We start from the raw sequence: 25075 nt of genomic DNA, 5'->3' as shown, positions 1-25075 counted from the left end.
TGAGCTTTTTTATTGTATTCCTAAAAAAAATTGCCGCTATGACCGATAAAGAACAAAGTGAAGAATATCGAGAACATATACTCAAAGGAGAGATATAACACATGTTACGCTTTAAGAGAGCATTCGTTTGGCTGCTGCTGGCGGCTCTGATCGTTTCCATGTTTCCTGGTAAATACACGCCGCAAGCAGCGGCAGCAACCACGACCTACTTCAGTCCGGATGATCTCACGCTGCGGAATACAGCAAGTCTTGACCAAACAGCGGTCACTGGTGCAACAGCAATCACAAGAAATACTGTATATAAGACAAGTGCTCCCAACTTCTCCATAACGGGTACCTATGCACAGGTAACTGCTTCCACTATGAAGGTCACTGTGCAACAGATGACGCAGAGTGGGGGGAAATGGGTTACAGATGATACCCATACTACTACTGGAGCGGTAACTACGGACATAGTAAACCCGGATAACCGGTTTATTGCAAGTGGCCTAACCCTCTTTGCAGGATATAATAAAGTTACTTTCTCAGGGATGCAAGGCTCCTTACAACGCTCCGAATCGTTTTATGTACTTTACGACAAGGTCCCTTACATTTCGTCTCTTCAAGTACTTGGTGGTGGACCCACTGCCATTAATTTAAATGAAGGTACAAAGGTTGTTGTACCTAACCAGCAGATCACGCTCCAAGGTAATGTTACGAATGCTACCAAGGTAGGCGTGTCCCTTAACGGCGGCTCTTCACTACAAACCTCGCTTCTTGAGGATGGAACCTTTTTCACACCGGCTCTAACTTTGAAGTCTGGGGAAAATACGCTGGACATTGTAGTGCAGAATGCAGCCGACTCCATTTCAATCAAACGTTCGGTGTATTACTTTGACACCAACAAGCCATTTACCGATCTGCAAATTACCCACGGTGATTCAACGCTGACAACACCCGTATACAAAGCTTATAGTATTTTGGATAATATCCCTACCCTAACAGCTAAAGATACCACAGCCAAGATTATGGGACAGGTACTATTGCCTTATAACGCCAGCACCAAGTCATTTGAAGCGGATCATGAAGTTAAAATTAACGATGTGGTCGTTCCAATCGATGTACTGGAGTCCTATACGATTAACTCAGACGGTACATTTAGTACAACGCCCGGTACAACCGCACAAAAAGAAATCATCATCCCGGCTCCGGATGGCGTAACGCCCCAATATCGCCTAATCACATTCCAGACTACCAATCCATTCGCGCTTACTGCGGGGACTTCCAATGTAATCGTCGGTATTAAATACGGGACTTATACAACATCGGTCAAAGAAACCTATAAGTTCTTGGCGGGTGAAAACGTCATTACGGATATGTACTACCTTTCAGGTTATAAAGAAGTTTCTACAGGTAGAATTGACGCTAAAACATTATCTAAGCTTCCTTTAAACGGTGCTGAAGTTGAAACGCCTGACTTTTTCATTATGGTGAAATCAAGCACGGCACCCTCAACTTTATTGGGTTCTTACCTCCCTTTGGGTGCATCGCTGAAGCTAGAGCTACAAACTAACCTTGACAACCTCGGTTCCAATGAGGCTGTCTATAAAGTTGTTGGCTTCTCCAACGGACAACAGAAGGTGAAATTTCAATTTTCAGGCTCACAATCCTTCTATAATGCAGACATTGCTTATGTCTCTAAGAACTATATTTATGTAGCTAACTTAAATGATGGCCAGACCTACACATTTAGTTCAGCTAGTGCTGCAAATACTATGTTAGTATCAGGTGAATATATCGGGTTCGAGAATATCAGCAATGCCCAATTTTTCGTTAACGGAACTTCAAATGATAAACTGAATCCAGCACTACAGCCTACTGATAAATTTAATCCGACGACTGACCCGAAATTCTCATTTGTATTGAATATTTCTGCTTCGGGCCCCCTCGTATATGGAGAGAATAAAATTGTATTCACCGGGACCTCCATGGACAATGTGGGTAACAAGAGGGAAATACGCAAGGAACTGAAAATCTATATTGTAGATACCAATGTATCCAACCTGTCACAATTCCATCCCAAGCTGCCTAAAGGCAGAGCTGCGCTTAGCCATACGAATATTAAGGACTATACGGATAAAGAGCTTAACGATATCCTTGGATTGACTTCTGAGTTCATCTATAAGGACGAAAAGTATGTCACCAGCCAAACCAGCTACGATTTGGTACTCAGAGGGGGAGCAGCGAATAAGCTTAACCTGTACCAAGGGTCTGAACTGTTCCTTTCCCTGGATAATACGATTCTGGGTACAACCTCTGCCAAAGCAGGGCCAACGCAGTTCACTTACAGAGGAAAGACCTACTACTATGATTTTGTGGGCAGCAGCACAGATTTCATTCTGCGGATCATGGATATTCCGGCGGAAACCGCGGGAAGTATTGTATACAATCTGGAATTAATCAATGAAACCGGTGCTCGCACGAATCAACGTTTGGAGGTAGAGCGTGAAGTCTCTCCATACCGCATCTTATCTCCAGTAGAAACGGTTGGGAAACAGATTGTTGTCAATAAGAACTTTGTCCGTTTTGATATTGAAGCTGAAGGGGCAACAAAGGTTTTAATTGATAAGTATGAAGCTGTGCCACGTACAGATTTGCCGAACAGATTTACGCTGGATTATGTAGGTTTGAAACCAGATAAAGCAACTACAATAAAAATCCAGATTGTTCGTGCTTCGGCAACCATAAATGATACAATCACCGTCTATTACGCAAGTGCCGTTCAAGTGGACACGCAATTCATGGCTGAAAAGGTTGCGGCTAAATATAGTGTGTTTAACAAAGGACTCGAGCTTTCGTTTCCAAAGGGTACTCTAATGAAAGGCAACACTAGTTCCGGCGCGGCAAAGTACTATCCTGATACCAAGCTGCTATTCGGGATTGCAGATCCGGTAGATGGTGTTGTTGAACGTAAAAACGATTATGGCAACACGATCAACGTAGATGCAGATGCCCGCACACCAGGAGGTCAAAGCACATTGCTAATTCCTTCTGATTTGGTATTGCGGTTTAACTCTACAGTAGAAACCAATAACTTCTCACGTGTATCCGACATTTACTGGATCAGCGGGGGTCTTGGGGAAAAAGGAACTAAGGGCACTGCACTTTATAAACCGGCTACGAATGGTATTGCACCATACTCGGTAGAAGGTAATTTCACACAAATTGAAGCCGAACGCAAAATTGTTCCTTCACAGCGTGGAAAACTGACCCTTACGTTTAGTCCCAATATTGTGGATGAAGTTGGATCAACGATAACAGTGTACCGGTATACGGACTCAGGACAATGGGAGAACATTGGCGGCGAGGTCGATACGAAGAAACATACTATTACTGTAGCTTTTGATCAATTTGGGTATTACACAGTAATGAAGCTCCGCCGTGGATATACAGACATCACGAATCACCCATGGGCAAGAAATATCCTTAACGGATTGTACTCCAAGGGAATTATGAAAAATCTTAGGTTCGATCAATTTGGAGCCGATGATACGACTACACGTGGTGAATTTGCTACTCTGCTGGTAAAAGGGCTGAATATCCCTTTAAGCTACAATAATAGTCAGCAAACCTTCTTTGATATTGTGCCGGAGGCAGTTTCGACAACATGGGACTTCAAACATATTGAGACCGCTGCAAGAGCAGGTATCATAACAGGCTTAAGCGATGGGTTCTTCGGCCCGGATCAGCCGTTAACAAGAGAACAGGCGGCCGTGATGATTGCAAGAGCCCTGAAGCTTAAAATGGCGCTCAACGATGACAAGCTTCTGACCACTCTTACCAAGTCGTTTGTGGATTCGGGAAGTATGGACTTTTACTCCAGACCAGCCATAGATGCAGTGTCTAAAGCCAAAATCATGACAGGCAGTGCAGTGACAATTACGGGCCAAACTAAACCGGTATATAATTTCAATCCGAAGGGCAAGCTGACTAGAGCGGAAGCCGGAAAGATTGCTGTGTCACTCTTGCAAAAGAGTACGAGCATCTTCCCGAAAACCTTCAATTAATGTAACAATAGAACGACAGGTCCGCGAAACTGTTCGCGGGCCTGTTCTTTTTAATGAAAATATATGCCATCGACATTAACTTTGTAATCTGCACTGTTTTACGTTACAATAATTTAGAAAATAATTTTTTCTGAAAGGTGAAAGCCATCGATGAAACCGATTTTATCAAAAGCGCAATTGGATTACACGAAAGCAAAGAATTTGTTTGAGAATAGAGCAAAAGTTTTGGAAAGAGAGATCGCCGCGAAACGGGCGTTGCAGGAGATTACACAAGAGGTAATGGAAGAGCTTGTACAAGCTACAGGATTCCATGATGCATACAATGATCTTGTTATCGCTGAGAATGCCTTGATTGAGTGGTCCCATACCACAATTAAACATGAGAAGACCTACCGCGAGAACCGTGAGGCGATTGATGCCATGTACGAGAATGTAAATGCCAGTCCTGAGAAACGCCAGGAATTGATTCAACTATCGATGAAGATCCGTTAGTTTATATGTTATATAAGAAAAGCGCCGGGATCGGCGCTTTTTTATTTTCCAGGATGAGGAAGGGGGATAGTTTGAAAAAGGGGAATTTTGTTTATTTACTTAACAAATATTGCTTAATGACGTCACGAAACCTCCATGCTATACTAATTCCCGTAGCAACCCAACATTAACAATAGTTAGTAGAACATACATATCTATCTTCTATTGGAACGGGGAGCGGGATACAGCGGTTTAAAAATTATTTTTGAACAAAGCGCAACTTTTCCGGAACTCCTGCGTTTAAGGTGTAGAGTCATTTACACCAGGCATTTGCTTAATAACCTTAAGAGGTAGGGCAATGCCGAATGGAAAAATTAGCTTTACGTGACTTGAGGCACATTGTATAATACTTAGGTAGAATTAGGAATCTAGTATAACTATGCCTTAAACCTGTTTACAAGTTTCTGTGATACCCGTCACAGACATTATTTATACTTAATATGCTCAACTCGGGAAAGGGGGTGCATCGGCTAATGAGTGACATGAGCTACCCAACTAAAGAAAAATCTCAGTTCATGAACGTCCAAGGAGGAGAAAAAAAGGTTATGAAGAAAATTTTATCCGTAGCATTATCTACAGCAATGGCATTCTCGATGTTTGCCTCTGTAGCGTTTGGTGAAACTGCAACAACTCCACAAGCAAAATTTGATGCTTTGGCAGCTAAAGGTGTTCTTAACGGATACCCAGATGGTCAAGCTCACCTTGAAAAAGATCTGACTCGTGCAGAGTTCGCTAAGATCGTTACTAAATTGTTCGGCCTTACAGAAGTAACTGGTAAATTGTCTTACAAAGACAAAGGTTACACAGCTACTAACTGGGCTGTTCCTTACATCGAAGCTGTTACTGCAGCAAACTTGATGCAAGGTAAAGATACTGTTAAAGGTATCTTCGACTACAACGGTAAAGTAACAGTTGAAGAAGTAGCGGCTGTATTGTTCCGCGCTTTGAAACTGGAAACTCCGGCAACAACTGATAACTCCGCATCTGCATGGGCTAAAGGCTATGCACAAGCAGTTATCAACGCTGGTCTGGTTGCTCAAGGCACCAACTTCAAAGCTAACGCTACTCGCTCTTTGGTAGTAGAAGCAGCTTATGCAGTTGACAACCTGACAACTAAAGTAGCTGTTTCTGGCGCAGAAGCATTGACTCCAACAACTGTGTTGGTAACTTTCGCTGACAAAACAACTACTACACTGACATTGACAACAGCCCTGGTTGAAGGCGTAGAAACAACAATTCCTACGTTCAAATACAAAGGCTTTGACTATGCAGGTGTTAAAGTAACTTTGGCAGCTCCTAAAGTAGTTTCCGTAACTACTCCAAACTCCAAACAGCTGGTTGTTAAATTCAACCGTGCTCTGGATTCCAGCACTGTTATCGCATCCGATAATACTTTGGTTGACGGTGTAGTTGCTGTTACTTACTTGACAGATGCTCAAACAGTTAACATCAACACAGCCAATGCTGTATTGTCTTCCGACAAAACTGAGTTGACTCTGACTCCAGCAGGAAACGAATACTTCAAAGGTCAATACACTGTAACTGTAACTAAATCGGTTAAGACTGACACTGGTGTTGCTCTTACTCCTTACACACAGCTGATTACTGTTGCTGATACTGCTGCACCAACAATCGTATCCGTAACTTCCACAGCTAAAGCAACTACCAACAAAGTTACTGTTAAATTCAGCGAACCAGTTCAAGCTGGCACTATCGCTTACGTTGATGGCGTATCCGCTCCTGCAACAACTGGATCCAGCCTTGACGAATTGGTATTGACTACTTCGACAACTCTGGTTACTGGCAAAACTTACGACGTTTCGTTCCTGAACGTTAAAGACTTCGCTGGAAACTACATCGCACCTAACCCAACAAAGACTACTGTAACTGTAGTAGCCGATGTTGAACTTCCAACAATCACTAGCTTCGCTGTATCCGGCGAAAACACAATCAAAGTTGTATTCAGCAAAGCTGTTGACATCAACTCCCTGAACGGTGTGTTCACATTGCTGAACGCTAGCGGTGTTAGCCAAGGTCAGCTTCTTCCTTCCGCAGGAAGCGACAGCAAAACATTTACTTTGACTACTGCAGCTACACCAGCTTGGTCTAATGGCGTATTCAACGGAACTGTAACCATTGCTGCCGGAATTAGAGACCTTCTGGGTAATGCAACAACTGCAACTTCAACTCAGGCTGTTACTTTCACTAAGGACACTGTAGCTCCTACTGTAGCTAGCGTTACTTATGGATCTACTGGTCTGGTTGTGAAGTTCTCCGAAAACGTTAATGTTGTAGGAACTGGCTTCACACTGATCAATGACTCCACAGGCGTTTCGAAGACTGTATCAGTTGCAACTGCTACTTACTCGAATACTGATGGCGTTGTAACATTCAACAATGTAACTGGCTTTACAGCTGGTAACTACACTCTGCGTCTGCCAGCTAGCCTGGTTAAAGACAAATCAGCACAAACTAACGGTAATGCTGCATCTGTACACTCTGTAGCCATCACTGCTACTACCACTACAGACTCCAGCCAGCCGGTGTTCGTGAGCAGCCCAACTGTAACAACTCCAAGCGGATCGGATCAAGTAATCACTTACACAATCCAAGACGCTAACGGTTTGAACCTTAGCACTGTAACTAACATCAATAACTACACATTGGATGCAAAAGCACTGCCAGCTGGTTCTTATGTAACTACTAACTACAGTGGTACAGCAGCTGATAATCTGGTAGTTAAAGTTTATATCCCAACAAGCGGAATCAGCGCTTCTAAGGGTTATGACTTCTTGATTACCGGTATCCAAGATTCCGTAGGTAACACAATTACTCCTAAGCTTGCACAGGGAATCGCTCTGGCTGATGGTGTTGCTCCTAAGCTGGCTTCCGCTTCCGTATCTGTTGATGATTCCACGAAGTTGATTGTTAACTTCAGTGAATCCGTAAGCGCTCCGGCTGGATCGAACTTCGTTGTTAAAATTAACGGTGTTGAAGCTAAAGGCGCTGTAACTGTAGCTTCTGGCTCCGGTAGCAAGTACTTCTTGACTGTTACTCCACTCAAGAGCACTTACAACGGCGCAGATGTACTGTACTTCGAAACTAACGGTACTGCAGGCGTTCAAGCTGGCGAAATCATTGCCTACACTTCTGCAAGTGCAACTGCACTTGACCTGAGTGCTGCTTATGTTAACTCGATTTCTGTAACAGTTGCTGACAACTCCAATATCAAAGATGGTACTGGCAACGTTATCGACAACAGCGTTACTATCACAGTTAAGTAATTCGGTTTTACCGAAGCCCAGAATAGCCTCTTCGGAGGCTATTCTTTTTTTTAGCATTTTTCGAATTCTGAAGGAGGAAGTTGATGAAAACCGTTTGGAAAATTTCCATGGCAACCGGGCTGCTTGCAGGCAGTGTATGGATTGGGTCTATACTCAACATTACCGCTGAAGGCGCAAGTGTCGGCTCGCAGCCAGGTACGGCTGATGATCCCGTTGTTACGAAAAGTTATGTGGATCAACAAATTCAAAAGGCAATTCAAGGTGGAACCATAGCTACTCAGACACCAACGGCAACCGCAACACCTGTTGCAACTGCTGCACCATCATCTCCGGCTCCAAGCAATAATGAAGTAATAATTGTTGACGTGAAACCGGGCCAGACTTTGATTGCCGGAGCGGGTGCTGAATTTATTGTCCGAGCGGGTAAAGCTGTAATCTATTCACAGGACAGTAATGGCGTTGCTGATTTGACGGACGGCACCGATCTTGCCAACGGGCTTGCAGCACCTTCTAATCATTTATTATCGTTTCCCCGTGATGGACGGGGGATAACTGTTCAAGAAGGTCAAACCTTAGGACTTGTAGTTATGGTACGAGGTTCGTACACATTGAAATAAAGAAGAAATAATATTTCATTAATATTAAGGATACCCTGTGGGAGGGATCCTCATACACCGGAACTCTTTCCCACTGTTGACAAACATTAAACGGACTCAAAGCCATGGATCAGGCGCAGAATACTTCCTGTAATCTTTAAAAATAATTTCAGGAGGTGCTGTAACATGGCACGTACTAATCGCACAGTGGTACCGGAAAGTCGCGCAATGCTGAAACAAATGCAATATGAAATTGCAGCAGAATTCGGTCTATATGGTGCTTCTTATGGCGGAGGCGCAGATACGGAGTTTGCTTCTGAACTTGGAGCACTTGGAGGGGCAGCAGGAATCGGACGGAGTCAGTATCTTGGCCATTTAAGCTCCAGAGATAATGGTTCTGTTGGCGGAGAAATTACGAAGAGGCTTGTCAAGCAAGCTGAGCAGTCTCTTTTCACATAACTTGTGCAAACACCGGTTGAGACTGCCTTTAATTGACACCATCCGGCAAATAAGATAATATGACTTTTGAGGAAAGCCTTAAACCTTTTCCATATGGAAAAGGTTCATTTTTTGAAGCCGGCATCTATAATTTCTTGATATTATTCTTATTTTATTTGGCCTGTTATCACTAAGGAGCCCCCTTATACAGTGTCAGACTAACAATATGGGAGGTTGTTGTACGTGTCTATTAAAGGACGTCATTTATTTACTTCCGAGTCCGTAACAGAGGGACATCCGGATAAAATTTGTGATCAGATTTCTGATGCAGTGCTGGATGCTTTTTTGGCCAATGATCCAAATGCCCGCGTTGCCTGCGAGGTAGCTGTAGCAACTGGTCTTGTGCTCGTCATTGGCGAGATTAGCACCAAATCGGAGTATGTGGATATTCCGGCCATTGTACGCAATACGATTAAGGAAATTGGCTATACCCGCGCAAAATATGGTTTTGACTATAATACTTGTGCTGTGCTTAGTTCACTGAATGAGCAGTCTGCTGATATCGCGCAGGGTGTAAATGCGGCACTGGAGCATCGTGATCCTGCACAGGTTGCTGAAGAAACTGCAAATATTGGCGCAGGTGACCAAGGTCTGATGTTTGGTTTTGCGACAGATGAAACGCCTGAATTAATGCCTTTGCCGATCGCCTTATCGCACCGGATTGCCCGTCGTTTGTCTGAAGTCCGTAAAAACGGCACTTTGGAATATTTGCGTCCAGATGGCAAAACTCAGGTAACGATTGAGTATCAGGATGAAAAACCTGTACGTGTAGATACGATTGTAGTATCGACTCAGCATGCAGAGGAAATTTCACTTGAGCAGATCCAGGCGGATATTAAAGAACATGTTATTCTGCCGGTTGTTCCCGCTGAATTGCTCGACGATAACACTAAGTATTTCATTAATCCGACAGGCCGTTTTGTCATTGGCGGTCCTCAGGGCGATGCCGGATTAACCGGACGCAAGATTATTGTTGATACATATGGCGGGTATGCCCGTCATGGCGGAGGAGCATTCTCCGGAAAAGATCCAACCAAAGTCGACCGCTCTGCTGCCTATGCAGCTCGTTATGTAGCGAAGAATCTGGTTGCTGCCGGCCTTGCTTCCAAATGTGAAATACAGTTGGCTTATGCAATTGGGGTCGCTAATCCTGTATCGATTAATGTGGATACATACGGAACAGGGAAAATCAGTGAAGAAAAGCTGGCCGACCTCATCAGCAGCAATTTTGATCTTCGTCCTGCCGGAATTATCTCCATGCTGGATTTGCGCAAACCGATTTACAGACAGACCGCGGCTTACGGTCATTTTGGCCGTACCGATGTCGATCTTCCTTGGGAACGTGTGGATAAAGCAGAAATGCTTAAAGCTCAGGCTGGAATCTAATTTATACGTCAAAATAGACAAGCCCGCAGACAGATCTTCTTTTATAAGAAGATTGAAGTCTGCGGGCTTTTTTAATTTCAGCTGAAGAAGTTAGGATTTAAGAGTGATCCGCACTTGGAAGTCTTCTAAACTTTGGAAGCCTTTTAGCCGAAATATAAGAATATGTATAAAGACGAGATAGTATGGCTTGAGAGGAGTCTATCACCGCATGAAAAGGAAAATTTCAATATGGACGGCACTCATTCTGACAGGAAACCTGTTGCTCGGTACAGGGTATTCGTCTATCGGAATCGGAAGCTCAGCAGTGCATGCCGCAAATGAATTTAGCATGTCCACATCCCCTGTCCAGGGAGAGATGAATGTGAGCGTAGCGTCTTCCATCAAACTAAGCTTCGACCGTCAGGTAACTCCGCAGAGCGGAGACATCACCGTTACAGCACTAGGGGCCAGTCAACCCTATGTAACTATCCCCGTAGGGAGCTCAGGACTAATCAGCAGTTCAACGCAATATCAGCTCAAATTAGGTAAGGACCTTGAGTACAATAAGACCTATACCGTTAATGTACCTCAAGGCATGTTTAAAGACGGACTGGGACTGGATTCAGCGGCAGCCTCCTGGACATTTACGACCGCGCCATCCATCAACCTAGCGATCACTGCAAGTGATTATTCTCCTGCGAATTATTCACGGGTGGATAGCACCCTTTCTCAGCTTAGCTTTAAGCTTAATAAGAAACTGCAGCGGGGTGGGGGCTCAATTAAGCTTATCGCCTCTGCAGACAACACTGTAGTGCAGGAGTTTAAGCTCGTAGAAGGAGAGGGATATGTCAATTTACAAAGTGACGCCTCCTCAACTACGGTGACTTTGACTTTAGCAAATAAACTGATCTCTGGCAGCAGTTATTACGTGTTGGTTGATCCTTATGCACTTAAAGATGATGACAATAAATCCTTTGCAGGGATTTCTACCGGGAATGTCTGGAGTTTTTCAGTTAAAGGATCGGCTGTCTCATCTGTAAATGTATCTCCAGCTAACGGAGCGGGCGGAGTTTCGACAACAGGTAATCTCCAGCTGACCTTTGATCAACCGATGATGCCGGCTGCGGGAGTAATCAATTTATCTCCGGGTACTTCGGACGGTACCAGGTATTTCAACGTAAACTCCTCTGCGGTTACGGGAGGGGGGACCCGTTTTATTACAGTGGCTGCTGCTTCTGCCGCGAGTCCGCTGTTAAGCAATACGAAGTATACGGTGACCATTCCGCAAGGTGCTTTTTATGACCAGGACGGTAATATTTTCCCCGCCTCTGGATCTTATACCTGGAGCTTCACAACCACGTCGCTTACAGGATTTGGCGTAACAGCGCTTAGTCCGGCTGACCGCAGTGAGACTGTAGGTACTGGTGATCCTATTAAGATTGCTTTCAACCAAGCGGCAACTTTAACCGCTGAGAGTGGAGTAGCTCTGTATAAAAGTAGCGGGACAAAACTAACAACATCTGTATCTGTAGTTTCAGGTACTAATTCTAAGGAATACGTTATTGTACCTTCGACATCACTAGAAAACGACACAACCTATTATATTGATATCGCTAAAGGGACATTTGTTGACAGTAATAATAATCAATACGACGGAGTTAACGGAAAGAGCTCCTGGAGCTTCCGGACCATAGCGTTAGATAAGATGTCCCCCATACTCTCTTCAGCAGTGCTCGAGAACAATCGTACTATCCGTTTGAAATACGACGAGCCGCTTAATTCATCGGTATCATTGCTGATGAGCAGTTTTTCAGTAACGGTCAATGATGAGAAAAGAGCGATCGAAAGTATTTACATTCAGGGAGACAGCGTATATGTGACGCTTAGCACTGGTGTAGCTGTAGGGCAAATTGTTAAGATCTCCTATTCAGGCGGCTTGAGAACCATTCAAGACTTGAGCGGAAATACGGCAAACACTTTTTCATCACGGCAGGTAACGAATTCGGTTCAATCAGCATTGCCTACACCCAAAGACGGAACTTTGTCTGGAAAGACTGTAGTTTTGAATTTTAATGATGTGCTGAGAACTGCTTCTACAGCTGGTTATGGCCAGTTCTATGTGTACGCAGACGGCGTTTCATTAGGCGTTAATTCTGTTAGCTCCAGTGGTTCGACAGTTACTTTAGGCGTAAATAATGTAGCATCAAGCGGCCAGGCTGTCCGGATAACCTACATCGCCGGGTCTTATCCGCTTCAGGATCAATACGGTCAGAACATCACAAACTTCAGCGATTTCTATATCCGCAACACCAGCGATACGACCGCTCCGGTATATCAGAGTGCAGTCGGTTCAGGCAAGCAGATTATACTTACTTATAATGAGGGATTATCCTCGGGCAATCTGCCGATGATCAGTCAGTTCTCGGTCCTGGTGGGAAGTACGCCTAACTATGTAACCAACGTAGCCATAAGCGGAAATCAAGTAACACTTACTGTAGAGAGTGCACTTTCAACAACGAGTTACACCACAATCTCTTATGTTCCGGGGACTGCCGGAATCAGCGATTTCAATGGCAATAGGGCTGCATACATTAATCTCCAACCGGTCTCTATCTCGGGAAGCAGTGTAACTGTAACGACAGTGCCGAATATCAGTTCAGCAACTATCACTGGTGATGAGCTTACCGTTACTTTCAGCAAAAGTATGCAGGCCAGTACATCGCTATATGCCGGGCAATTCGCAGTCAGAGTAGACGGAAGTATGGTAGGCGTACAATCTTTTACTGTAACCGGAGCAACGCTGAAATTAGTTCTGTCTTCAGTAGTGAAAACCGGACAAGCAGTTGACCTGTCCTATATGACAGGAGCTGGAGGCATTTTTGATGTAAGCGGCAATGCGCTTGCGTCATTTACAGCACTATCCGTTCAGAACCTGACTGGTGGAACCACCACAACGGCTAGCCGTCCTTCCTATCTGGGTACGCTCACTGCAGGTGAATTTGGGAAGGAATATCCGCTGCTCAAGAGCGACTCCGCTTCTGTGGCAGAGGATCGTTCCGTTTACAGCCAGTCGCTCAAACGATATACACTGACCACGGATCGCTTGGCTGCCAGCTATGATTATCTTTATAAGCTGGGCACGCCATCGTTAGTGTTTGAAGTCCCGTCGACAGAGCAAGCAGCCTATGTATCGGTACCGCTCAAGCCGCTGCTGGATGCCGTAAACCGCAACAGTAAGTCGACCTTCGGGATTCGCTACGGTGACAGCATGTTTACTCTGGCGCTGGATGATATCAATATGAACAGCCTTGCCGCAAACCTGATCGCAGACAGCAACACGATATCGCTTGTACTCCGGCTGGAGAAGGTTCCATCCGGCACATACACGCCTTTCGAGCAGAAGCTTAGAACACAAGGATTGCAACCTGTAACCAGCTTGACCGATATCAGGCTGAGCGCCGTGGTCAGCGGCAATTATTCCAATGGTACCGTCCTTACTGTACCTGGAGAGTATGCCGTGCGCACGACCTCAACATTGAACAATGACCAGGTATCAGCGGCCAGACTGGATCTTGCCTATTATGATGCTGCTTATCTGCCTACCAAGATTGGCTCGGCCGGAAGTTATACGGTAATCAAGGCCAGTACAACAGGCAATCAGGTAGTCGGCACGTTCCTCTCAACCCGCAGCTTTACCGATATGAGCAAGCACTGGGCAAAGACAACTGTAGATTTACTTGCTGCCAAAAATATTATCGACAGCAGTTACGGTACGGCGTTTAAGCCGGAACTGAAGATAACCCGGGCTGAGTTTGCAGTAATGCTCAGCAGGGGACTGGGGCTGCTGGGGGACAGGGTGACCGCACAGCAGTTCAGAGATGTTCAGCCTTCCACACAGACAGGTGATTATATTGGTGCAGCGGCTAAAGCTGGAATTATTACAGGGAATACAGACGGTACCTTCCGGCCGAATGACAATATTACCCGGGAACAGCTGGCAATTATGATTATCCGTGCGATGGAATACACGAAGAATCCAATCACACTGGACGGCACCGCTTCATCTGCGCTAAGTGCCTTTAAAGACAGAGGTAAAATCCAGAATGCAAGTGCTGAGTTTGTCGCCAAAGCTGTGCAGGAAGGAATTATACTGGGAATGACCCCCACTGAATTCCAACCGCAGGGTAATGCAACCAGGGCCCAAGCAGCGGTGATGCTGCAGCGTATGCTCGGTATGGCAGGTTTCCTGTAGAATAAACAAGTTATCAAGCTAAAGCCCCGCTTTGCGGGGCTTTTTTGTGCTACGATTAGCACTTATTTGTTTGGCCCAATAAATTATCTTTCTCTTTCCAGCAGAAACGGATACCTCCCCTAATAGGATGGCAAAGCCGTTTCTTCTTATGTCTGCATAGACTTACCAGGCTATTAAATCGGGCGGAATCTAGCAAACTTCGCAACTTTTTGGCTTCATTTCAGTCTATTAAAGTGTTAAGGAAAAATGGAAGCCTGTTCTTTGACTGGAAAAATAGATGCGGATATCAGAGAACTTATATTAAAAAAAGAGATGGGAGAGTTACACTGAAATGAATGAAGTTTCCATGGAGAAGAGAAACGAAGAGTATGCACAGGGGGGGAGAAGGTTACCTGCCAAACGCTGGATTGCTGCATCATTGGCCGGTGTACTCTGGATCATGCCGGTAATTGGAAGCGAAGGACTGCCTGGATGGGGATCCTCTACTATACCAGTAGCCCAGGCAGCAGCGAGTTCTTTTACAGTGACCAAGCTGGGTGAAGAAGTGATCACTTCTGGTGCAATGATGATGAAATATAAGTTTACAACACAACGTTCGGGCATAAATGCTACCGGGCTGGCTGATGTCATCCGTGTAGACTTGAGTAATCCTTATGTGTCCCTTGATGTAATGACCGGAAAGGGCGGTAACCTGACTACCCGTCAAAGCACTGGCGGTATGGCAGCTGAAACCGGAGCAGTCGCTGCAGTTAACGGTGATTATTTCAACACCGGCGGCGAAGGTGCACCGATAGGGGGACAGATTTCAAGCGGGGTTGTAGTTTCTACACCATCTCAGCTTGAAGGAATGTACGCTTTTGCAGTGACCAAAGACCGCCAGCCGGTGATCGACGAATATGCTTTTGAAGGACTGGTCACAGCTGAGGACGGCGCCCAGTTTCCGCTGTCAGGTATTAATAAAGGGGCCTACAGCCCGGAAGGCGGCAGTTCTACATATAGCCATGCCAATGCTGCCTATCTCTATACAGATGCCTGGACCGCTCTTGCCCGGCCGAAGAATAGCTCCACCACACCAACAGAGGTATTGGTAGAGAATGATACGATTACTCAAATCTCATTAGATGCAGCATTGCCGATGGCAGTTCCGAAAGGGGCTTATATTCTGCGGACGCACGGGCTTGCAGCACAGTTCGTCAAAGCTCATCTGGCAGTAGGTCAAAAGCTGAGCAGTGTGTATTCCTTGAAATCTAAAACGACACAGCAAACTATTGATCCGGCAAGCCTGCAAATGATGATCGGCGGACATACCATCCTGGTCAACAACGGTAAGGCAGCCACCTTCTCGAGGTCAACGAGCAGTATCGGCGGCTTCCGGGCCCGTACAGCACTTGGTTATTCCCAGGATGGACGTTATGTATATGTCATTGCAGTGGAGGATAATGCCAATAGTGCTGGCATGTCACTGACAGAACTGCAATCATTCATGACAAACATCGGTGTCTGGAAGGGAATGAATCTGGACGGAGGCGGGTCTACGACCATGGTAGACCGTCCGCTCGCTGAAACGTCCACTACGCTAACCTTTAATACAGAATACGGCACGGAGCAGCGCAGCATTGTCAACGGCCTCGGAGTGTACACATCTGCGCCGCAGGGTGAGGTGAAAGGGTTGAAAATCAGCGGCAGCCCAGCTCTCCTGATCGGGCAAAAAGCAACCTATACGTTAAAAGGCTATGATACGTATTATAATCCGATAGATGTGGCGTCGGCCAATCCGGCATGGGTATCCAGCGGCGGCAGTGCTACAGTGAGCGCAGGCGAAGTTACTGGTGTCAAAGCAGGAACAGTTACACTGACCGCGACCAGCGGTGCGGCAAGTGCTTCTGCGAAGGTTAGCGTTCTAGGCGGTGACGATCTTGCCAGCCTGACCGCAGGAACAGCTACAGCTCCTCTGGCGGCTGGTGCATCGGTTTCTGTACCAGTCACAGCAGTTGCCAAAAGCGGCTCGACACTGGCTGTGCCGAATTCAGCGCTGAAATGGGAATTTGTAGGGTTCAAGGGCAGAGTACAGGATGGCAAGCTGACGGTTGACTCGGTGAACGAGGGTGTCACTACAGGGTATGCGATTGCCCGGTATGACGGCTTCAGTACTGCGGTGGTTTTATCGACTGCAGCGGCTACACCATGGGAGAACTTTGATAATGTAACCTATCCGATCGCCTTTACTTCGAACGTGAGCAGTGTCACTGGAACGGCTGCAATCGTGGCTGGAACGGCGGAGCGGGCAGGTTCCAAAGTGTTGTCACTCAGCTATGACATGACTGCAGGCAGCGGAAAAATGTATGCCTATGCCCAGCTTAACGGAACCTCCGGCAAGAGCATTCCGGCAGACGCCACTTCGATGTCACTTGATGTTATGGGGGATATGAGCCTTAACTGGCTGCGGGCGGAAGTGGTGGACAGCGCTGGAGCAACGGCCTATATTGATCTCGCTAAGGTCATTGACTGGAACGGCTGGAAGAGCCTGAACATTGATTTGTCAGGGGCAGCCATTAAATTCCCTGCGCTGCTGAAAAGAGTGTATGTAGTAAATGTAGAGGAAGGTCAGGATGAACGGGCTAAAACAGGTACCGTTGCTTTCGATAATCTTTCCTTCGTGATGCCTTCGCTGTCCAGTGAGGCCGGTCTTCCACAAGGTTCGGCTTCAATGACCATCGGCTCCAAAGCGATGGCAGTAAACGGGACGAAAAAGTCAATTGATGTAGCCCCGATCGTCAAGGATGGTACCACGTATGTGCCGATAAAATATGTGCTGGATGCTTTTGGCGGAAGTGCAGCCTGGGATCAGAGCACTAAGAAAATCATGGTGCTGCGCGGTGCCAAGGCGCTTGATCTGACAGTGAACAAGAAGGAATATATACTGAACGGGAAGCGGCAAAGCGCCGAAGTAGCTCCTTTAATCCTAGATGGCAGGACTTTAGTACCTCTTCGGCTCGTCTCGGAACAGCTCGGATTGACTGTAAAATGGGAACAGAAAACGAAGACCGTAACTATCGAATCGTGATATGGTAATATTAAAGGAAAGCCTTTAATACGATCCGATAGAAATGGGGCAAGCATCCGTGGAATTTCAAGCCGATGCGATAGATCGCGTCATTAAGAATACCATCGACGTGATGGAGAGCAGCAAGTATCAGATTTTTGAAATATTGCAGGTTGCACGGGATGAGCTTGTTGCACTCACCAAAGAACTGCAGAGGGTCATGGAAGAAACGGATGAAACATTGCAAAAGGTGGACAAGCTGGAGCTGCAATACCACCGCTCCAGGATCCGGCTGACGGAAGTCAGCCGTGATTTTGTCCGCTATTCGGAGAAAGACATCCGGATTGCTTATGAGAAGGCTACTGAGCTTCAGCTTGAACTCATGATGACAAGAGAGCGTGAAATCTATCTTCGAAGCAGGCGGGACGAACTGCAGCTGCGGGTTCGCAGTGTCGAAAATTCTGTAGAGCGCGCAGAATCGATCGGTTCGCAAATGAGTGTTGTTATTGAATATCTGTCCGGAGAAATGGGACAAGTGACGAGAATTGTCGAAACTGCGAAGAATAGACAAATGATCGGACTTAAAATAATTTTGGCACAAGAAGAGGAACGGAAAAGAATTGCCCGGGAAATTCATGACGGTCCTGCTCAAATGCTGGCGAATTTAGTCCTTAGGACGGAAATTGTAGAAAGAATGCTGGTGAAGCAGGAATTTGGGCTAGTGCAGGACGAAATAATAGATTTAAAAGGGCAGGTTCGTTACAGCCTGGAGGAAATGCGTAAAGTGATTTTCAACTTGCGTCCGATGGCGCTCGATGATCTTGGCCTGATTCCAACGCTGCGGAAATATGTACATGATTATGAGGAGAAGACAAAGATCCGTACCGCCTTTGAAACGAGAGGTAAGGAGCATCGTTTATCTTCAGCCATGGAAGCCGCAGTCTATCGCCTTGTTCAGGAAGGCTTATCGAATGCCGCCAAGCACGCATATCCGAGTTATGTGCTGGTAGAAATCACTTATCAGGCGCAGCTGATCAAGATTGTGGTGAAGGATAATGGGCTAGGGTTTAATGTGAAGAAGGTAAGTGAGCAGGGCAGCCGTGAAAGTTTTGGGCTGGTAGGTATGCGGGAGCGCGTAGAGTTACTCGAAGGAAGAATGGAAATAGAGTCTGCAGAGAATCAAGGCACAACAATCGTAATTCACATTCCGACGAATGTGGAAAAGGGGAAGGAGTAATGTGATGGAGAACCAAATCTCTGGTAAATCGCCTATAAAAGTTCTTTTGGCCGATGATCATCAATTGTTTCGTGAAGGGCTTAAACGAATTTTAAATATGGAGGATGACATTGAAGTCATCGGGGAATGTGGAGACGGCATCCAGGTACTGGAATTTTGTAACGTCAATAAGCCGGATATCGTACTGATGGATATCAATATGCCTATCGAGAACGGTGTAGAGGCTACACAAAAGCTGCGGGAGATGTTCCCGGATGTTAAAGTCATTATTTTATCGATTCATGATGATGAGAGCTATGTGTTCGAAACGCTGCGCAAGGGTGCCAACGGCTATTTGCTTAAGGATATGGAGGCGGAGTCGCTCATTAATGCCATACGCTCTGTCTGCGAGGGTCATGCCTTCATTCATCCGAAGGTTACAGGCAAGCTGATTAACCAGCTGCGCCGCATGACCTATCTTAATGAGACAGGGGCAATGGCTGAAACCCCGGTGAAGGAAGCGGGCGTTAAATTTGTCGCTGGTGACAACAATCCGCTGACCCGCCGTGAGGCTGAGGTTCTTCGGCTGATGGCCGAAGGCAAGAGCAATAAGAATATTGGGGAATACCTCTTTATCAGCGAGAAAACCGTCAAGAACCATGTCAGCAGCATCCTGCAAAAAATGGAAGTTGATGACCGTACACAGGCTGTAATCAATTCGATCAAATATGGCTGGGTTACTCTGTAACCGGCTTAATTTTAACTGAGCGTTTTGGAGAATCCAAATGATCCGGAACAACATTACATAACGTAAGGGCTGCATTCTGGCTCTAGCCAACGTATTGTTTCAGTCGCAGTTATATAAAATGAACTTAAGACGTTTTATATATTCGAATTTTGCAAAATGCTGATTTAAATATGTACCCGGCTATTGAGAATCTGACTCTGTGTGCGCCCGGAAGACATGATGTCAGACCGGGAGCAGAGCAGTAGGGCTAAATCGGCTTCAAGAAACCATGGGCAGTCACCGACCTTGTAATACCGGCATATAGTGTCGGTATAAAGAGGAGGTGCATCTCCATGGTAGCCCAGTTAATATGGATTGTGGCTGTTTACGCATCTGCGGTGGTCCTCATTCACATCCTGCATCACCGGGAGCACACCCGGAGGGTCATGCGATCCGGTAAGCGGATTCATTATTTTTTGATCACACGCAATCATGAAGCGGTTATTGAAGGGTATATCCGAATGCTGGCTTTTCATGCTTTTTGGACTGGAATACTGTACCAGGTGACTGTGCTGGATGATGAGTCGAAGGATGGGACATTAGCAGTAGCCACTAAATTGGCATACAGCGGTTCTGCAATTGATATTGCACCATTGATGCATTTTCGCTCCGTAGCGGGCGAGGATGAATACCAGCGGGAGATCGTTATCGATTTGCGGATGCCGGGAAGCGGGGGATCGCAATCAAGACGCGGCGAATGCTGACTAAATATGCAAGGAACGGGTGAAGCACACTCTCCAGCAATAGGGGAGTGTGCTTTTTTGCGTTGGGAGAGACAGGAATGCAAGGTCATGAGCGTGGATTAGTCTCAGCAGACAGGCAGCAGCCGAAAGTCAAACATTTACTATAGTATCTGCGATTCCAAAATTGAGAAATGATAAGTTTACGGATATGTATATAGCCAGGAGGTGTTGTAATGAGGGTCAGTGTGTATACGGTTGAAATTGACGGACGCTTTAACATATGGATTTCGCTGAATCTGGCTGTCGACCTCTGGTGGTGGAGTGTGGCGGGAGAATGTAAGTGGAGTGGCAGAGCAGCTGATAAGCTGGTCATTCTCTCCTATTCACTCCCTCTCGGCTGGGCGGTGAAGCTGCAGGAGCGCTTCCGTTTCAATAGAATGATGTGCCGGTGGTCATCTGAGGAGTGGGCTGCATATCTGAACGATTCTCTTAAGGCAGAGATGCGGAGAGAGGAAGAGTCAGGGGGGAAACAGCAAAGAACATGGATGAATCATGTTGAGGTAATCACGGAGCGGTTGAAGGATCCTGAGCAGCATAACTGCTGGGCCAATGGAGACACAGGACAGGATATTGGCAAATCACAACCGTGTGTCAGTAGCAGGTATGGGAATGTATTGAAGGATCACCGAGAATCTCTCGGCATTGCTGTTGACCGCTTGGTGGAGACGCTCTCCGGCCGCTCGCTGCTTCAGCCGGAGGTGGAAGCATTGCTGGCAGAGCGGCTTCCTGGAATGGAGCAGGACTGGCAGTCTGTTGCCCAGCTTGCCTATCTGCAGGGGCGATTGAAGCTGCAGGCTGCCGTTAGTGCCGGGATGGAGGGGGAGTGGGAAGAGTGGAAGAACCATCGTCACGAGAAGGCAGAAGGCGAGAGAGCCGATTGTAGGAATAATAGTAGCAGAAAGGTTGAGAGAAATAGAGCGGGTCGCAGCAACTCTAGTAGCGGGAATGCCGAAGGAAAGAGAGGCGATCGAAGCAACTCGCTTAACAAGAGGGCAGAAGATAGCGGGGCCTATGTCCGCAGCTTGGGCTTGGCCGCGGCGCTCCGCTTGCCGCTGCTGCTCTGGAGACGCGGCGCTTCCCGCCGCCGCGCGGTAGAACGCTGCCTGCGCTGCGGCAGCGTGGCCACGGGCCGCACGCCATGCGCTGCGCCTACTGCGAGGCCTGCCTCGCGCTCGGGCGCAGCCGGGCCTGCGCGCTGCTGCTGCGCAGCGCGGCGTCCCCGGCCGTGCGGGGCACGGCCGGAATCAGCCCCACCGTAGCGGCACGCCGGTGGGGGCTTAGTGCAGCTCAGGCGGGGGCCGCCGGCGCTGCACTGCGGTTCTTGACGGCGCGGCGCCAACGCGCCGCTGGTACAGGCCCAGAGCGGTTCCTGCTCTGGGCAGTCACGGGAGCGGGGAAAACGGAGATCACATTCCCGCTCCTGGAGGCAGTGCTCGCTGCCGGAGGCCGGGCACTGGTGGCGACGCCGCGCCGCGACGTCGTGCTGGAGCTGGCCCCGCGGCTCGCCCAGGCCTTCCCGGCGGAGACGCTGGCCGTGTTGTACGGCGGCAGCCAGGACCGCTGGGTGCCGGGTCAATTGACGATTGCAACCACGCATCAGCTGCTAAGGTTTCATCATGGCTTTGATCTGGTCATTATCGATGAGCTGGATGCTTATCCTTACCATAACAATCCAATGCTGGCTTTTGCTGCTGAACAAGCCTGCAAGCCGGATGGAGTGTTTATCTTCTTGTCGGCAACACCGCCGCAGAAGCTGCAGCGGCAGGCGCATTCTGGCAAGCTGCCTCATGCCAGAGTGCCCGTACGGTATCATGGACATCCGTTGCCTGTGCCCCGCCGTATACCGATGAATCCCGTTCAGTTATGCATGAAGCGAGGGGCCCTGCCCGCTGCGTTCCTGCAAGCCCTGCACAGGTCGCTTGCACGTGAAGCGCAAATCTTTATTTTTGTGTCCCGGATCGCTCATATTGAAGAGCTTCTGACCCTTCTTCGCCGGAAAATCCCCGGAGTATGCATGGGGGGGACCTCATCCCAAGATCCGGACAGAGCTGACAAGGTTACTGCCTTCCGTAACCGGGCAATCACCATCCTGGTCACAACAACCATACTGGAACGGGGAGTTACCGTCCCCCGCAGCGATGTTTTTATCTTGGACGCAGACAGTAAACTGTTTGATGAAGCCTCGCTGGTTCAAATGGCTGGCCGTGCCGGGCGCTCCAAAGATGATCCTGCCGGCAGCGTAAATTTCTTATCACCGGAGTGGACCCAGTCACAGCGAAAGGCCATCGCGCAGATCCGTACCATGAACTCGATTGCCGGCAAGCAGGGGTATCTGAACAGGAGGAAACCTTCATGGACTCATTAACTGCATGGCTTACCAAAGTCCGCTCCTTGCTGGCGCCTTCTTCGCTTCATTGCTTGATTTGCGGCAAAACCAGCCGCCCGGCTGCAGGCCTGCACGGTATTTGTGCAGGCTGTGAGGAGGCTATTCCTTGGATACGGCACCCCCGCTGCCAAAAATGCGGACGCCATGTCGGCTGTCCGGACTGCAGCCGCAGCGGTGAAGCCGTACCGATAGTCTGCAACCGGAGTGCGGTATCCTACACAAGTGTGATGCGCGAAATCCTGGGTCAATATAAATATCGGGGGAATGAACAGCTCGCTCCGCTGTTAGGCTCAATGCTGGACAGAGCCTACATCCGGCTCAAAGCAGAAAGAGAACGGGGACAGCGGGGGATTGCAGAAAATCAAAGCGCGCATAGGTTATCTAAGGCTTCCTTCTTCCTTAATAAACATTCTGCTAGTAACCCGCGATGGCAGGCAGATCTGCTTGTCCCGGTGCCTGTCTCGGAATCCCGGCTTGTTGAGCGGGGATTCAATCAGGCGGAGCGGGTGGCGGATGTGCTGTCCGGGCGCAGGGGGATCCCGCAGCTCCCGCTTCTGGTCCGTACCCACCATACCGGCAAACAAAGCTTCAAGCACCGGGCGGAACGGATCGCAGATATGAAGCATGCTTTTGCAGGAAATCCGGATGGGGCTGTCCTATTACAGTTTGAGATCTGGCTGGAAACCTTGGGGAAACGAACGCGTCCGCTGCAGATTGTTATAGTAGATGATATTTATACCACAGGGAGCACCATACGCGCCTGCGCAGATACTATACAAACGCTGTGTGACGGCTATGGAAAAGCTGCTGAAATATATAGCCTAACCTGGGCCCGTTCATAGGGCGGTCCAGGAGTGAATTGAATGTGCTTCCTGACAATTTTGTCCGAATAATCTAACTAAAATCCATCTCTAGCCGATACTAATCATAGACTATGCTTGTTCAATCATGTAATCTAAGCATAAGTTAATTCTATGCTGCACAAAATGTAAGGAAAGGAGCCGCTGTTGAAATGAATGTAGACAATTGTCCAAGATGCGGCCGACTGTATGTCAAAAACATTATGGAAATATGCCAGCCTTGCATCAAAGAGCTTGAGCATCAATACGAAACCTGTGTAGAATATCTGCGGAAAAACAGAGGAACAAATATTCAGGAGTTATCCGATGCCACGGAAATATCCATTAAAGAAATTACCCGTTTTATCCGTGAAGGACGGATTTCCATAGCGAATGCTCCCAATATGATGTTGCCTTGTGAAGTGTGTGGGACGTTAATCCGCGATGGTCATATGTGTGAAAGCTGCCGCAACCGTTTGAGGAGAGACCTGTCCAACGCAGCTAAGGAAAACGTGACACCTGAACCGCCCCAAAAAACATCTGGTGGAGCTTATCGTGCCGTTGATAAACTTCGCGACAACTAAATCTTTTGGAAAAAACGTTTTCAGCTATAAAGAATGATTCATTAAAGGCCGATAAACTTAGTAAAGATTATCGGCTATTTTATTTTATAAGGAAGGTGGAAGTTATGAAAATTAACGAGACCGGACGAATCAATCCAATTAACCCGTATCAACGCAATGCGGAATCGCAGCGCCAGGATCAAACCAAGAAGAGCACACGCAAGGATGAGGTTTCGATTTCCGATGAAGCCATTAAGCTTCTGCAGGCACAGAACAGCGGAAAAATTGATGCTGCACGTGCTGATAAGATCGAAAGCCTGAAACAGCAAGTATCCGCAGGTACCTACCAAGTTGACGCAGCCAAACTCGCAGACACACTCGCCCCCTACTTTAAGCAATCCTCCGAGAATTAGGTGAACCCATCCATGGCATTGACGAGATTACTTGAACTTCTTGAGCGGCTGGACGAAACGCATATTCAAATGCTGGATCTGGCCGCAGTCAAGAAACAGACGATTATGGACAATAAGGTGGATGGTCTAATTGACATCATGAACCGTGAGTCCAAGCTGATGAAGCTGATCGGACAGCTTGAGGAGCAGCGTGCAGAGGCGGCTTATACCTTTTTACAGGGTGTAGGCATCCGTTCCAATCTGAACCTGAACCTGACCGAGCTGTCCCGGCTTGTATTTGACCCTGAAGACAAATTGCGTCTGCAGCAAGTTCAGCAGAAGCTTTCTAATACGCTACATCACTTGAAAAAAGCCAACGAGCTGAATCAGAAGCTGATTGAGCAGTCGCTTACCTTTATAGATTATTCCCTGGATTTGCTTGTCGGAAGACCAAACCAGGAATTCACCTATCATCATCCGTCCGATAAGGGCTATAACAGCAATCGGCCAGGACTTTTTGACGCGCGCGGATAG

15 protein-coding genes and 1 pseudogene are annotated in these 25075 nt (G+C 47.3%); all 16 read left to right on the top strand.

What is annotated here, in order from left to right:
• Positions 1-101: 101 nt before the first annotated feature.
• Positions 102-4046: an S-layer homology domain-containing protein gene (locus QU597_RS26695; RefSeq protein WP_310830527.1), complete on the top strand. Its 3945-nt coding sequence runs from the start codon at positions 102-104 to the stop codon at positions 4044-4046.
• A 150-nt stretch (positions 4047-4196) separates the two neighbouring features.
• Positions 4197-4538 carry a hypothetical protein gene (locus QU597_RS26690; RefSeq protein ID WP_054942279.1) on the top strand — a complete coding sequence of 114 codons (342 nt, stop codon included), beginning with the start codon at positions 4197-4199 and terminating at the stop codon, positions 4536-4538.
• Between the two features lie 512 nt (positions 4539-5050).
• Entirely contained in the window at positions 5051-7861 is a 2811-nt protein-coding gene (locus QU597_RS26685; protein ID WP_310830526.1) for an Ig-like domain-containing protein, read from the top strand.
• Between the two features lie 83 nt (positions 7862-7944).
• The gene (locus tag QU597_RS26680; RefSeq protein ID WP_310830525.1) at positions 7945-8478 is read left to right on the top strand and encodes a hypothetical protein; all 534 of its coding nucleotides are present in this window, start codon (positions 7945-7947) and stop codon (positions 8476-8478) included.
• A gap of 165 nt (positions 8479-8643) precedes the next feature.
• Positions 8644-8916, top strand: coding sequence for an alpha/beta-type small acid-soluble spore protein (locus QU597_RS26675; RefSeq protein ID WP_206102272.1), 273 nt, complete (start codon positions 8644-8646; stop codon positions 8914-8916).
• 222 nt (positions 8917-9138) lie between these two features.
• The gene (gene metK, locus QU597_RS26670) at positions 9139-10341 is read left to right on the top strand and encodes a methionine adenosyltransferase (RefSeq protein WP_310830524.1); all 1203 of its coding nucleotides are present in this window, start codon (positions 9139-9141) and stop codon (positions 10339-10341) included.
• Between the two features lie 208 nt (positions 10342-10549).
• Complete coding sequence (locus tag QU597_RS26665) at positions 10550-14572, top strand: Ig-like domain-containing protein (protein WP_310830523.1); 4023 nt, start codon at positions 10550-10552, stop codon at positions 14570-14572.
• Positions 14573-14918: 346 nt separating this feature from the next.
• Positions 14919-17636 (top strand): stalk domain-containing protein, encoded by a 2718-nt coding sequence (locus QU597_RS26660; protein ID WP_310833419.1) that lies wholly within the window; start codon positions 14919-14921, stop codon positions 17634-17636.
• 58 nt (positions 17637-17694) lie between these two features.
• The gene (locus QU597_RS26655) at positions 17695-18852 is read left to right on the top strand and encodes a sensor histidine kinase (RefSeq protein WP_310830522.1); all 1158 of its coding nucleotides are present in this window, start codon (positions 17695-17697) and stop codon (positions 18850-18852) included.
• A gap of 4 nt (positions 18853-18856) precedes the next feature.
• Complete coding sequence (locus QU597_RS26650) at positions 18857-19579, top strand: response regulator transcription factor (RefSeq protein ID WP_236334919.1); 723 nt, start codon at positions 18857-18859, stop codon at positions 19577-19579.
• 332 nt (positions 19580-19911) lie between these two features.
• Positions 19912-20322 (top strand): glycosyltransferase family 2 protein, encoded by a 411-nt coding sequence (locus QU597_RS26645; protein ID WP_310830521.1) that lies wholly within the window; start codon positions 19912-19914, stop codon positions 20320-20322.
• Between the two features lie 1064 nt (positions 20323-21386).
• Positions 21387-22726: pseudogene (locus QU597_RS28835) on the top strand (helicase-related protein); the annotation flags it as partial.
• The gene (locus QU597_RS26635) at positions 22714-23589 is read left to right on the top strand and encodes a ComF family protein (RefSeq protein WP_310830520.1); all 876 of its coding nucleotides are present in this window, start codon (positions 22714-22716) and stop codon (positions 23587-23589) included. The pseudogene QU597_RS28835 and the gene QU597_RS26635, both read left to right, overlap by 13 nt.
• Before the next feature lie 170 nt (positions 23590-23759).
• Positions 23760-24170 carry a TIGR03826 family flagellar region protein gene (locus QU597_RS26630; RefSeq protein WP_310830519.1) on the top strand — a complete coding sequence of 137 codons (411 nt, stop codon included), beginning with the start codon at positions 23760-23762 and terminating at the stop codon, positions 24168-24170.
• A 104-nt stretch (positions 24171-24274) separates the two neighbouring features.
• Positions 24275-24562, top strand: a complete 288-nt coding sequence (flgM, locus tag QU597_RS26625) for a flagellar biosynthesis anti-sigma factor FlgM (protein ID WP_310830518.1) — start codon at positions 24275-24277, stop codon at positions 24560-24562.
• Between the two features lie 12 nt (positions 24563-24574).
• Complete coding sequence (locus QU597_RS26620) at positions 24575-25075, top strand: flagellar protein FlgN (protein ID WP_310830517.1); 501 nt, start codon at positions 24575-24577, stop codon at positions 25073-25075.

The organism is Paenibacillus pedocola, assembly GCF_031599675.1.
GTDB classification, from domain to species: Bacteria; Bacillota; Bacilli; order Paenibacillales; family Paenibacillaceae; genus Paenibacillus_AQ; species Paenibacillus_AQ pedocola.
This window is presented reverse-complemented; position numbering and strand designations above follow the sequence as displayed.

Coding starts and splice junctions, on each gene's coding strand:
- QU597_RS26695 (WP_310830527.1), top strand. CDS start 102: ATGTTACGCTTTAAGAGAGCATTCGTTTGGCTGCTGCTGGCGGCTCTG.
- QU597_RS26690 (WP_054942279.1), top strand. CDS start 4,197: ATGAAACCGATTTTATCAAAAGCGCAATTGGATTACACGAAAGCAAAG.
- QU597_RS26685 (WP_310830526.1), top strand. CDS start 5,051: ATGAGTGACATGAGCTACCCAACTAAAGAAAAATCTCAGTTCATGAAC.
- QU597_RS26680 (WP_310830525.1), top strand. CDS start 7,945: ATGAAAACCGTTTGGAAAATTTCCATGGCAACCGGGCTGCTTGCAGGC.
- QU597_RS26675 (WP_206102272.1), top strand. CDS start 8,644: ATGGCACGTACTAATCGCACAGTGGTACCGGAAAGTCGCGCAATGCTG.
- QU597_RS26665 (WP_310830523.1), top strand. CDS start 10,550: ATGAAAAGGAAAATTTCAATATGGACGGCACTCATTCTGACAGGAAAC.
- QU597_RS26660 (WP_310833419.1), top strand. CDS start 14,919: ATGGAGAAGAGAAACGAAGAGTATGCACAGGGGGGGAGAAGGTTACCT.
- QU597_RS26650 (WP_236334919.1), top strand. CDS start 18,857: ATGGAGAACCAAATCTCTGGTAAATCGCCTATAAAAGTTCTTTTGGCC.
- QU597_RS26645 (WP_310830521.1), top strand. CDS start 19,912: ATGGTAGCCCAGTTAATATGGATTGTGGCTGTTTACGCATCTGCGGTG.
- QU597_RS26635 (WP_310830520.1), top strand. CDS start 22,714: ATGGACTCATTAACTGCATGGCTTACCAAAGTCCGCTCCTTGCTGGCG.
- QU597_RS26630 (WP_310830519.1), top strand. CDS start 23,760: ATGAATGTAGACAATTGTCCAAGATGCGGCCGACTGTATGTCAAAAAC.
- flgM (WP_310830518.1), top strand. CDS start 24,275: ATGAAAATTAACGAGACCGGACGAATCAATCCAATTAACCCGTATCAA.
- QU597_RS26620 (WP_310830517.1), top strand. CDS start 24,575: ATGGCATTGACGAGATTACTTGAACTTCTTGAGCGGCTGGACGAAACG.